This is a genomic window from Zavarzinia compransoris, assembly GCF_003173055.1.
Classification (GTDB): Bacteria; Pseudomonadota; Alphaproteobacteria; order Zavarziniales; family Zavarziniaceae; genus Zavarzinia; species Zavarzinia compransoris.
This window is the reverse complement of sequence record NZ_QGLF01000001.1, coordinates 254,698-266,567: the sequence shown is the minus strand read 5'-3', so window position 1 is coordinate 266,567 and position 11,870 is coordinate 254,698. Positions and strand designations below refer to the sequence as shown.

The following is an 11,870-nucleotide window of genomic DNA, read 5'->3' as shown; positions in this document are numbered from 1 at the left end:
AGGGCGAGGGCCGGCCAGGACAAGAATTCGCCCGCAGCGCCTTGAAAGATACGGTGCCAGCGGGCACATTCCGCCCCGTGGAAGACAATGCCCTGCCCCCGGAAGCCCTGGCCGACGCCCCGGTTCCGCCTCATCCGCCCTTCGCGCTCGCCCGCACCATCGTGCTGGTCGGCCTGATGGGCGCTGGCAAAAGCTCGATCGGCAAGCGGCTGGCCCAGCGCCTGCACGTCCCCTTCCTCGATGCCGACACGGAAATCGAGAATGCCGCCGGCTGCACCATCGATGAAATCTTCGAGCGCCACGGCGAGGCCGCCTTCCGCGACGGCGAGCGCAGGGTGATCGCCCGCCTGCTCGACGAACACCCGCCCCATGTGCTGGCGACCGGCGGCGGCGCCTTCATGGATGCGGAGACGCGGGCCAGGATCCGCGCCCGCTCCGTCTCCGTCTGGCTGCGGGCCGATCTCGACGTCCTGGTCCGGCGGGTGAAGAAACGCAACAACCGCCCGCTGCTGAAACGCGGCGACCCGCGCGAGATTCTGGAAAAACTCATCGCCCTCCGCTACCCGGTCTATGCCGAGGCGGATATCGCGGTCGAAAGCCTGGACGGCCCCCACGACCAGGTGGTCGACGCCATCCTCGCCCGGCTCGCCCCCCTGCAGGACACCCAGCATGGCTGACGCCGTTACCGTTCCCGTTTCCCTGGGCGAGCGCGCCTACGACATTCACATCGGCGCCGGCGTGATCGACCGCCTGGGCGCCGGCGTACGCGACCTGTTTCCGCGCGGCCGGGCCCTGATCGTCACCGACGAGCATGTCGCCGCCCTGCACCTGGACCGCGCCCGCGCCAGCCTTGCCGCCGCCGGCATCGCCCATGAGGCGATCGTGCTGCCGCCCGGCGAGGGCAGCAAGTCCTTCCCGGTCCTGGAACGGCTGATGTCCCGCCTGCTCGACCACCGGATCGAGCGGCGCGATGCCGTGGTCGCCCTCGGCGGCGGCGTCATCGGCGACCTCGCCGGTTTCGCGGCGGCGATCGCCAAGCGCGGCGTCGATTTCGTGCAGGTGCCGACCACCCTGCTGTCGCAGGTCGATTCCTCGGTCGGCGGCAAGACCGGCATCAACACCGCCCACGGCAAGAATCTGGTCGGCGCCTTCCACCAGCCGAGACTGGTGCTGGCCGACATCGCCCTGCTGGAAACCCTGCCGAAGCGCGAATTGCTGGCCGGCTATGCCGAGGTGGTGAAATACGGCCTGCTCGGCGATGCCGATTTCTTCGACTGGCTGGAAGCGCATGGCCCCGCCCTGGTCGCCGGCGACCGCACCGCCCGGATCGAGGCGGTGCGCCGCTCGGTCACCGCCAAGGCCGGCATCGTCTCGCGCGACGAGCGCGAGACGGGCGAGCGCGCCCTGCTCAACCTCGGCCACACCTTCGGCCATGCCTTCGAGGCGGCGACCGGCTTCGGCCCCCGCCTGCTCCACGGCGAAGGGGTCGCGATCGGCATGCGCCTGGCCTTCGATCTCTCGGTCCGCCTCGGCCTCTGCCCGGGGCAGGACGCGGTGCGGGCCCGGCGCCACATGGCCGCCGTCGGCCTGCCGGTCGCCGCCGCCGACATCGAGGGCGCGGCGGATCTCGCCGCCGAACTGGCCCCCGCCGCCCTGATCGAGCATATGGCGCAGGACAAGAAGGTGAAGGACGGCAAGCTGACCTTCATCCTGGCCCGGCGCATCGGCGACGCCTTCATCACCCAGGACGTGCCGATCGAGGCGGTCGACGCGGTGCTGCAAGCCGCCTGACCGTATCCCCCCGCCCGCGATCCATTGCCAAAGCGGGCGGATTTGCGCCGCCGGCCGGGGCCGAACAGCGATACGATGACGATGGCGGCGGCGCGTTCCGATCGGCAACGCCCCCGGCAGCCCGGCACGGCGCAACTCGTTTTGACGGCAACGCTTCGATGATCGTTTCAAAAGCGCAGGACCTGATTGTCGCGATCTATGCGGCAACCCTGTCCCCGGACAATTTCTACGCCATTATCGACCGGCTCGACGCGCTGCTCTTTGCCGACCAGAACGACGATGCCGGCGAGGACGACACGATCGAGCACCGGATCGGCGGCGCCACCCTCGCCCATGCCGAGATGGCGTACAGCATCCAGCAGCGCATCGGCCTGGCGCGGACCAACGACCAGAAGGTCAACGCGATCATCGAATCCGTCCCCAATCCCTCCTATGTCGTGACCAAGGGCGAGACCTTGGTGGCGGCGAACGGCATGGCGCTGGCCAAATACGGGGCGATGCCGGTCCGCCTGGACGAACTGGTGCCGGATCCCGGCGCACGCCGCCAGGTCCGCGATTTCCTGCAGCGGAAGGACCCGGGATTGCCGCTGGCCGTCACCGGACATCCGGATCCCGAGCGCTCGATCTCCGGCAGCATCGTGATCAGCAGCATCGATCCCGATCTGGTGGGCGGCGCGCTGGGCCTCTACCTGCTGTCGGTCGTCGATTTCGGCTTCGACGACGGGGAGGCGCGCCTGCTGCGCGACGCCCATGGGCTGACGGCGGCGGAGGCGCGGGTCGCCCTCATGCTGGCGGGCGGCCTCCGGGCATCGGAAATCGCCGCCGAGCGCGGCGTGTCGCTCGATACGGTCCGCACCCAGATCAAGGTGATCAAGGGCAAGACCGGGGTGCGCGACATCCCCGAACTGGTCCGGCAGCTGTGCGGCTTTTCCGCCGGCGTCCTCGCCCCCAAATCCGTCGCCGTGGACAATCCGGCCGCCCCGCGGAAGTCCGCGCCGGTGAAGACGCGGCGCCGGCTCCGTCTGGCGGACGGGCGGACATTGGACCTTCTCGAACAGGGCGCCGCCGACGGCCGGCCGGTGCTGCTGTTCCACAATATCCCTTACGGCATCGAACTGCCGGCAGCGGCGATCGCCCAGGCCTATCGCGACAACCTGCGCATCATCGCGCCGTTCCGCCCGGGCATGGGCGATACGGATCCGGTCCATGGCATCGGTGTCGACGACCTGCTGACCCAGGCCGCCCAGGATTGCCGGGAATTGCTCGATCAGCTCGGCATCCGCCGGGCGGTGGTGCTCAGCCATGCCGCCGGGTCGCCCTTTGCCCTGCGCTTCGCGCGGCTGTTTCCCGGATCGGTATCGCGGATGATCGGCATCTCGCGTCCGCCGGCCTGGCGGCAGGAATGGCTGCTGGACACGCCGAAACGGCAGCGCTTCATGCTGCGGCTGGCGCGCCACGTCCCCCGGCTCCTGCCCGTGGTCGCCTGGGCGATGATGGCCTGCCTGGACAGCCGCTTCGCGAGCGAGTTCGTGATCCACCTCTGCAAGGATGGCGCGGCCGATGCCAAGGCGGTCGGCCATCAGGAGACCGTCGATCTGATCGCGAAAGGCAGCGTCAATGCCTTGCGCAACGGGCTCGACTGCCTGCGCCACGAATGCCTGATCGCCCAGATGGACTTTACCGCGGAAGCCCGCGCCACCGCCCATAAGTTCCATATCCTGCACGGCGACGACGACCACATCGTGCCCCTGGCCCAGACCCTCGCCTTCGCCCGGGACGTGCCGGGGACGACGGTCGAAGTGGTCGAGGCCGCGGGCCAGCTGCTGTTCTTCAGCCATTGGCAGCGCGTGCTTTCGGCCATCGTCGCGGGCGCGCCCCGGTAACCGGCCCCGCGCCGCCGGCAATCAATCCGAAACAAAAACCGACGAAAAATGCCCTTCATACCCAGAAGTGGGTATGCGCCCTTCAAGTCGCCAAGCTAACGTTCCCCCGTCGCAAGAGGGGATTTCATGGCGGCAAAGCAGCGGCCCGAGGGGGGCATTGGGATGCATGGCATTGCATCGGGTCGGCCTTGCACGCCCAACGTTCCACCCCGGGCATCGCGTGCGGGGCGGGCATCGCATGCAAGGAACGAAACGGGCCAGCGCGCCGCCCCTGCCACACATAGCGTCTCAGGTAGCGTCCCGGGCAGGCAGCGCCTGGAAGGGGCGGCCGGGCCCCGACCCCTGAACCATCCCCGGTCGCGGGCGGGAATGCAACCCTTTTCCGCCGATGCCGTCATGCCGGCCGTTCGAGCCCTTCCCGTCATTCCGAGGATCCTTAACATGAGGCGCATTCTGAAGGCATCGCTGGTCGCCGCGGGTTTCCTTTCTGCGCTGGCGGCCCCGGTCGCCGCCGCCCCGGTGGCCGATGTCTACGCCAATTCGGGCGCCTGGACGGTCGAATCCTGGAGCGAGGGGCCGGATGCCCGCATGTGCTCGGCGAGGATCGCCAACCCGTCGGCGCAGCCGGATTTCGGCTCCTACCTGCGGCTCGAGAATGACGGCCGGCAGTGGACGCTGGCCTCGGATTACCTGATCTCCGGCAACAGCGTGCAGGTCAGCCTGCTGATCGACGGCACGGCGTTTCCCGTTCAATTCTCGCTGGACGGGGATGTGGTCCGCGCCCCGGTCGACCAGGGCGTGATCGACGCGATCGTGGCGGGCCGGCAGATCAAGCTGAACTTCGATCCGTCGGGACAGAATTTCTCCCTGCGCGGCGCCAAGGCCGCCCTCGATCTCGCGACGGAATGCGTGCGCGGCCACGGCTTGCAGAATGCCGGCAACGCCGGAACGAACGACTACGACGGCTATGACATCGCCGGCACGCCGCAGGCGGTGGAAAGCCATTACGCCGAGGTCCGCGGCTGGACGGTGACGGGTGCGACCGTGGCCGGCAATTTCGCCTATTGCACCGGCGAGTTCCCCGACCGCGGCTCGGTCTGGCGGCTGGGCTGGGACGGCATGCAGTGGCAGGTCGCCCTGCCGGTCGAGAATGCGCCGGACTGGAGCGGCCAGATCATCGTGGACGGCAACAGCCGTTCCATCAGCGGTTCGGCGCGCAACGGCTGGACGTTCGCCTGGCTCGGCATGGCCGAACTCGACGCGATCAGGAGCGGCAAGGCGATGCTCGTCACCATCGGCCGCACCGCCAGCGATCACAAGCTGGTCGGGACGGCGGCGGTCATCAGCAAGATCGAGGAATGCGTGGCGCGGAAGGGCCAGGGCGGCAGCGCGGCAGCCGCGCCGCGGCCAGCTTCGGGCGGCGCCCCCGGCTGTCCCGACGACGGCCCGCGCCTGCCCTTGACCGGCATCTGCGCGGGGCGCGCGGTCGCCTATCTGTCAGGCGAAGCGACCTATGGCGACTATCTGCCCGACCCGGCATGCGAATGGGTGGTGAACGAGGTGCAGGTGGTCGAAGACGCCCTCCTCTACCGGGCGCTGCGCTGCAAGGGGGTCACGGCGCAGCTCGAATTCGCCGGCGGGGCCCAATGGGCGCAGCTGATGATCGTCCGCTCGGCCCTCAATGCCGTCTATGGCCAAAAGCCGGAGGTCAGCGACCCGCAGCCCCTGGTCTGGTTCAACACGATCGATCCGAAGCATGTCGAGCGCGACCTCGACATGCGTTCCCGCCAGGGCGCCGAGCAGAGCGAACTCCGCGGGCGGAAATGCGCGGTGAAGAAGGCCGACCCCTCGCTCTCGCCGGACGGCTATGTCTTCGACATCACCCCGGCGGACCCGCGCTACAAGGAAAGCAGGGAAGGGCCGACGGGGCCGCAATGCGGCAGCTTCAGCTATGGCGACGGGGCCGTCCGCTTCTGGCGCGTGCTGGGCGACTACGCCTTCCTGTTCGATCTGACCCCCGATCTCTATCAGGACATCGACCCGAACACTCTCACCCTGCTCCGCAAGGACAGTTCCGGCACCTGGGCGGCCGTCCAGTGAACGCGCGGCGCAACCGACCGGAACCCCGGGCATTCCATAAAGGCAAAAGGGATAACGCCATGCGTTTCGCGCTCTGCACTCTGGCCGCTCTCCTTCTCGGCGGCGGGGCGGCTTCGGCGGCGCCCTCCAGCTTCCAGCGGTCGTGCAGCGACATTCAGATCGAAGTCAGCGGCAGCGACGCCTATCTCGTCGCGCAATGCAAGGACAGGCAGGGCCGGTACCGGAATACGGAACTGCTGCTGCTCGGCTACCAGAATATCGACGGCACCCTGAAGCGCCAGGGGTACGAAGGCGCCTCGTTCCAGCGCAGTTGCGACCAGTACTGGCTGGACGTCAGCCACGAGAAAGTCTTCCTGAACGGCAGCTGCAAAAGGCGGAACGGCAGCTACCGCCAGTCGAGAATTGAATTGCAGGGTATCCACAACGACAACGGGCAGCTGATCAGCGACGGCTATTGAGCACGTCCTGGCCGCGCTGGAACCCTGCCGTTCACAGGCATTATCTTCGGGGGCCGTTCATGAAAGCATCCGTCTTCCTGTTGGCGGCGTTGGCCGCCTGGTGGGGACCTGCTTGGTCGGGGCCTGCTTGGGCGTCCCCGGCCGAGCCCTATGGCATGGGCTTCGACGGCTGGTCCTTCAACCAGCAGCAGCAAGGCCAGGGCATCGTCTGCCGGGCGATCCAAGGCCCCAATATCATGGCCCGGAATACCGACGGCAAAGTCTATGTCAGCGTGCCGTCCACCGGCATCGCCAAGGCGAAATATCCGGAATCGACCGTCATCGTCGGCGGCTCGGCTGAACTCGTCGATGCGGAATCCTTCGGCGACCGCCTTCTGTTCTACATCGACGACACCGTGCTCGAACAGGTCGCGGTCGCCCGCGGTTACACCTGGCAGATCCTGGCCGGCGGCAGGATCAAGAGCGGAACGGTCAAGTTCAACAATTCGGCGGTCTCGGCGCTCGAGCGCGTGATGGAGTGTGTTTCCGCCAACGGCGGCTGAAACGCCGCCCCGGTCCGCCATCGCGGTGCACGCCAAGCATCGCCCTTCATTCCATCGATCCGAGGAGATAGACACCATGAAATTCAACGCATTCGTCCGCCCGCTGGCGGCGGCGATCGTCGCCGGCGCCCTTGCCATGCCGCCGGCCGCGTTCGCGGCGCCGGCCGACACGCTTCAGGTCACCGATTACGGCACCTCGGGCGCCTGGACCCTGCGCCGGGCGACGACGGCTGACGGCGAGGTCCAGCTGTGCGACGCCTTCATGCTGACGGGCTCCGAACGCGGGCTGCGCTTCGAATACAATCGCGATTCCAGCCTGTTCGCCTTCAGCGCCTTTGCCTCCGCCGCGCAGGAGCGGGCGATCGAGGTGGAGATCTGGTGGGACAACAACCGCGCCGAATCCACCTTGGTCTCGATGTCGCTGGAAACCGATGCGACGGGTTACGAGTGGCGGACCTATCGCACCCCCAACAGCGAGCCCGACGGCCTGACCGACCTGTTCTCGAACGCTTCGACGGTCAATTTCGCCTATATGGTTCAGGGCGAAGGGGAACACATCGAGTCGTTCGCGCTGAAGGGCACCAACGCCGTGGTGAAGAAGACGATCGCCTGCGTCCTCGACGCCCCTTCGGCGACGGCGACGGCGGCCGCCCCCACCTCCTCCGGGCCCTATGTCATCCATGGGACCTGCAAGCTGGTGGTCGACGGCCGGACCTATATCGACATCAAGGCGAACTGCCCGATCTGGATGGCCAATGACGGCACCGGGGGCTTCTGGATCAACACCGATCGCGAGAATTACCTCGGCGACTATTTCGCCGAACTCGCCCCCGCGGGCGACGGCACCGCCTCGGGCAACTGGAACGGCGAACGGAACGCCACCCACGCCCAGAGCTTCCTCGGCGAGGATTTCCGCCAGAAGAAGGGCGGCTGCTGGGCGAATGCCCGGGCGACGATCTGCGCCGCCCGGTAACCCCGCCTGAAGCCTCCCTGGAGTTTGTCCGCTTCAGTATGAAGCGGACAAACTCCAGTCTTATGCGTGGCCGTTTGTCTTTTTCGATTTTGGCTGATTCAGCCAAAATCGGACAAACTCTAAGCCCGGAAGCCGGTAGCGACGACGTACATTTCGGACGAATCGCTCCGGCTGGCCGGCGGCTTCATGTGCTTCACCACCGAGAAATGCTTGCGCATGGTGGCCATCAGCTGGTTTTCCGAGCCGCCCTGCAACACTTTGGCGATAAAGGCCCCGCCCGGTTTCAGCACCTCGACCGCGAAATCGAGGGCGGCCTCGCACAGGGCCATGATCTTCAGGTGGTCCGTCGCCTTGTGGCCGGTGGCGGAGGCCGCCATGTCGGACAGGACCACATCCGCCGGCCCGCCGAGCAGGGCGCGCAGGCGTTCCGGCGCATCCGGGGCCAGGAAGTCGAGTTGGATGACCTCGGCCCCGGCCAGGGGCGCCACTTCGGTCAGGTCGATGCCCACCACCTTGCCGTTGGGCGCCGGATCGCCGGGGCGGGAGCGGACGCGGGCGCCGGCCACCTGGCACCAGCCGCCGGGGGCGGCGCCGAGATCGACGACCACGGCCCCGGGCTTGAGAACGCGGAGCTTGTCGTCGATCTCGATCAGCTTGTAGGCGGCGCGGCTGCGATAACCGTCGCGCTTGGCGGCGGCGACATAGGGGTCGTTCAACTGCCGTTCCAGCCAGCGGGCGGAGGAGACCGTGCGCTTCTTCGCCGTCTTCACCCGGACATGCATGCCCCGGGGCACGGAACCGGCGCTGCCGCCGTTGCTGCCTGACCGTCCGCTCATATCCTGTTACCCGCCATCAGTCCCATCAACACGCCTTCGCGCAAGCCCCGGTCGGCGATGCGCAGGCGCCGCTCCGGCCAGGCTTCCATGATCGCCTCGAGAATGGCGCAGCCGGCCAGCACCAGATCGGCGCGGTCGCGGCCGATGCAGGGATTGGCCGCCCGCCGGTCGAAGCTCATGGCCCTGATATCGTCGATCACCCGCCCGATCTCGGCCGCCGTCATCCAGGACCCGTCGACCCTGGTGCGGTCATAGCGCGGCAGGTTCATGCGCACCGCTGCCAGGGTGGTCACGGTACCCGAGGTGCCGAGCAGCTGGAAGCCGTGATCGCCGGCGGCCAGCCCGGCCGGATAGCGCGCGGCGAAAGGGGCGAGCGCCGCCCGCACCTCCGCCACCATGCGGCCATAGACGCCGTCGTCCACCTCGATCCCGCCGAAACGCTCGGCCAGGGTGACGACGCCGAGCGGCATGGACATCCAGTCCAGCATTTCCGCCCGGTCCGGCCCCTTGACCGCCAGCCAGGCGAGTTCGGTCGAACCGCCGCCGATATCGAAGACCAGCGCCCGGCGCCGGTCGGGATCGAGCAGCGGGGTACAGCCCGCGACCGCGAGCTGCGCCTCTTCCGCCGGCGAGATCACTTCGAGCACGATGCCGGTTTCGCTGCGCGCCCGGGCGAGGAAATCCGCGCCATTGGTGGCGCGGCGGCAGGCCTCGGTGGCGATCGCCCGGATATGGGTGACCTTGCGCCGGCGCATCCGCCCGGCGCAGACCTGCAGCGCGTCCAGCGTGCGCTCGATCGCGGCTTCGGCGATGCGGCCGTGGGAGGCCAGCCCCTCGCCCAGGCGGACGATGCGGGAAAAGGCGTCGACGATGCGGAACGTGCCGTGGCGGGCCGGCTCGGCGATCAGCAGCCGGCAATTGTTGGTGCCGAGATCAAGCGCCGCGAAGACCGGCGGATCGACAGACTCCGGATGATTGACCGCCGGGCCGGGACGCACGTCGCCGCCCGCCGGCTCTGGCCCCTCGGGGCTTAAGTCCGACAATTTAGACCTCAACACATCGGAGCGGCACCCGCCGCCCCACTTGAAGCCATGATAGCAGCATTGTCCGGCAAGAGTGAAGGGCATGGCGCTTGACCGGGCAAGACCCCCGCCAGACCCGGATGATCCGTGAATCCTGAAATTCAGCCCCGCAGGATAAACATATCAGACAGCAATAGTGATGTTTTATACATGAACAACCCATGATGACTGCCGCGCAAATGCGGGCCGCACGCGCCCTTCTCGGCATCGACCAGAAAACCCTGGCCGAGCTTTCGGGCGTATCCCTGCCCACCATCCAGCGCATGGAAGCCAGCGAGGGCAATGTCCGCGGCGTGGTGGACAGCCTGACCAAGGTGGTCGAGGCCCTGGATCGCGCCGGTGTCGAGCTGATCGGGGAAAACGCGCCGAGCACGGGCGGCGGCCGGGGCTTACGCCTGAAGCCGCCGAAACCGCCCGGCCGCCCCTGATCCGCCCTGCCCGTCCGTGACGGGTTTCGGTCAGGAGCGCCCGTCCGTGACGGGCTTCGATCAGGAGTGCGCACCATGGCCGCAAGGCCCGCTGAACCCGGTTTCGTCGAGCTGTTCACCCCGAAGCTCGTCACCACCCTGCGCGAGCATTACGGCCGCGCCGATTTCAAGGCCGATGCGGTCGCCGGCCTGACCGTCGCCATCGTCGCCCTGCCGCTGTCGATGGCAATCGCCATCGCCTCGGGTGTCACGCCGGACCGCGGGCTCTATGCCGCCATCGTCGGCGGTTTCATCGTTTCCGCGCTCGGCGGCAGCCGGTTCCAGATCGGCGGCCCGGCCGGGGCCTTCATCGTCCTGGTCGCCACCACCGTCGCCACCCATGGCGTCGACGGGCTGCTGCTGGCGACCCTGATGTCCGGGGTCATGCTCGCCGCGATCGGCTTCCTGCGCCTCGGCACCTATATCAAGTTCATTCCCTATCCGGTCACCGTGGGCTTTACCGCCGGCATCGGCGTCATCATCTTCGCCTCGCAGGTGAAGGACCTGCTGGGGCTGACCCTGGCCGGGACCGAGCCGGCGGCGATCCTGCCCAAGCTCGAAGCGATCGGCGCCGCCCTGCCCACGGCCAATGTCCCGACCATCGCCATTTCCGTGCTCACCGTCGGGCTGATCCTGGGGCTGAAGCGCTGGCGGCCGCATTGGCCGGGCATGCTGATCGCGGTGACCGCGGCGGCGGTCGCGGCCAGCCTGCTGCCCCTGCCGGTCGAGACCATCGGCAGCAAGTTCGGCGGTATCCCGCAAAGCCTGCCGATGCCCAGCCTGCCGCCCCTGTCCCTGGCAAAAATGGCGGACATGCTGCCGGCGGCCATCGCCTTCACCCTGCTCGGCGCGATCGAGAGCCTGCTGTCCGCCGTCGTCGCCGACAGCATGAGCGGCCGGCGCCACCGGTCCAACTGCGAACTGGTGGCGCAAGGGATGGCCAATGTCGCCTCTGCCCTGTTCGGCGGGATCTGCGTCACCGGCACCATCGCGCGCACCGCGACCAATGTCCGGGCCGGCGCTCATGGTCCGATCGCGGGCATGCTGCACTCCCTGTTCCTGCTTGCCTTCGTGCTGCTGGCGGCGCCGCTGGCCAGCGCCATCCCGCTGGCGGCGCTGGCCGCGGTGCTTGCGGTGGTCGCCTGGAACATGGTCGAACGCCATGCCTTCGCCACCCTGTTCCGCACCTCGCGCGGGGATACGCTGGTCCTGATGGCGACCTTGCTGCTGACCGTGTTCCGCGACCTGACCGAGGGCATCGTGGTCGGCTTCACCCTGGGCGCCCTGCTGTTCCTGCACCGCATGGCGCAATCGGTCGAGGTCGAGAGCGAACTGCCCCTCGTCGCCGACGACCAGGCCGACCGGCCCGAGCGCTATGACCCCAGCCTGGCGCGCGATGCCAAGGTCGTCGTCCACCACATCACCGGCGCCTTTTTCTTCGGCGCCGCGGCCAATGTCGGCGCCGTGCTGGACCGGATCGGCGAGACGCCCCGGGCCTATGTCCTGGATTTCTCCAGCGTGCCCTTCCTCGATTCGACCGCCGCCGCCACCATCGAAGGCTTCGTGCGCAAGGCCGAGCGCCTGGGCGCGGTGGTCGATATCGCCGGCGCCCGCCCGGCCATCCGCCGCACCCTGCTCGCCCATGGCGTGCGCCGGCCGCGCGCCCGCTTCCACGCCAGCCTGGACGATGCCGTCACCGCCGCGCGGGAGGCGGCCGAATAGCCGCCGCCAGGGCTTC

The 11,870-nt window shown here is 68.3% G+C and carries 11 protein-coding genes; 9 read left to right on the top strand and 2 right to left on the bottom strand.

Going from position 1 to position 11,870, the window contains the following annotated elements:
- The first annotated feature begins 107 nt into the window (after nucleotides 1–107).
- The 7 genes from DKG75_RS01320 to DKG75_RS01295 all read left to right on the top strand — a co-directional run bounded on the left by DKG75_RS01320 (nucleotide 108) and on the right by DKG75_RS01295 (nucleotide 7,747).
- Nucleotides 108–677 carry a shikimate kinase gene (locus DKG75_RS01320; RefSeq protein ID WP_425086482.1) on the top strand — a complete coding sequence of 190 codons (570 nt, stop codon included), beginning with the start codon at nucleotides 108–110 and terminating at the stop codon, nucleotides 675–677.
- Nucleotides 670–1,791 carry a 3-dehydroquinate synthase gene (gene aroB / locus DKG75_RS01315; protein ID WP_109919274.1) on the top strand — a complete coding sequence of 374 codons (1,122 nt, stop codon included), beginning with the start codon at nucleotides 670–672 and terminating at the stop codon, nucleotides 1,789–1,791. Before DKG75_RS01320 ends, aroB begins: the two co-directional genes overlap by 8 nt.
- A 158-nt stretch (nucleotides 1,792–1,949) precedes the next feature.
- Nucleotides 1,950–3,674, top strand: coding sequence for an alpha/beta fold hydrolase (locus DKG75_RS01310; RefSeq protein ID WP_109919273.1), 1,725 nt, complete (start codon nucleotides 1,950–1,952; stop codon nucleotides 3,672–3,674).
- Between the two features lie 441 nt (nucleotides 3,675–4,115).
- Nucleotides 4,116–5,774, top strand: a complete 1,659-nt coding sequence (locus tag DKG75_RS22845) for a hypothetical protein (RefSeq protein ID WP_166646442.1) — start codon at nucleotides 4,116–4,118, stop codon at nucleotides 5,772–5,774.
- 59 nt (nucleotides 5,775–5,833) lie between these two features.
- Nucleotides 5,834–6,232 (top strand): mannose-binding lectin, encoded by a 399-nt coding sequence (locus DKG75_RS22840; protein WP_166646443.1) that lies wholly within the window; start codon nucleotides 5,834–5,836, stop codon nucleotides 6,230–6,232.
- A 155-nt stretch (nucleotides 6,233–6,387) separates the two neighbouring features.
- Nucleotides 6,388–6,774 carry a hypothetical protein gene (locus DKG75_RS01300; protein ID WP_109919272.1) on the top strand — a complete coding sequence of 129 codons (387 nt, stop codon included), beginning with the start codon at nucleotides 6,388–6,390 and terminating at the stop codon, nucleotides 6,772–6,774.
- 76 nt (nucleotides 6,775–6,850) lie between these two features.
- Nucleotides 6,851–7,747, top strand: coding sequence for a hypothetical protein (locus DKG75_RS01295; RefSeq protein ID WP_109919271.1), 897 nt, complete (start codon nucleotides 6,851–6,853; stop codon nucleotides 7,745–7,747).
- A gap of 119 nt (nucleotides 7,748–7,866) precedes the next feature.
- Here the strand turns inward: DKG75_RS01295 and DKG75_RS01290 are convergent, their stop codons facing one another.
- Entirely contained in the window at nucleotides 7,867–8,583 is a 717-nt protein-coding gene (locus DKG75_RS01290) for an RlmE family RNA methyltransferase (RefSeq protein ID WP_109919270.1), read from the bottom strand.
- Nucleotides 8,580–9,626, bottom strand: coding sequence for a Ppx/GppA phosphatase family protein (locus DKG75_RS01285; RefSeq protein WP_243746496.1), 1,047 nt, complete (start codon nucleotides 9,624–9,626; stop codon nucleotides 8,580–8,582). The genes DKG75_RS01290 and DKG75_RS01285 overlap by 4 nt, the downstream gene beginning before the upstream one ends.
- Before the next feature lie 200 nt (nucleotides 9,627–9,826).
- Between DKG75_RS01285 and DKG75_RS01280 the strand changes: the two genes are divergently transcribed.
- Together DKG75_RS01280 and DKG75_RS01275 are read left to right on the top strand one after the other, a co-directional pair.
- Nucleotides 9,827–10,093, top strand: coding sequence for a helix-turn-helix domain-containing protein (locus DKG75_RS01280; protein ID WP_109919268.1), 267 nt, complete (start codon nucleotides 9,827–9,829; stop codon nucleotides 10,091–10,093).
- 75 nt (nucleotides 10,094–10,168) lie between these two features.
- A complete protein-coding gene (locus tag DKG75_RS01275; RefSeq protein WP_109919267.1) occupies nucleotides 10,169–11,854 on the top strand; it encodes a SulP family inorganic anion transporter in 1,686 nt (561 codons plus the stop codon).
- Nucleotides 11,855–11,870 lie beyond the last annotated feature (16 nt).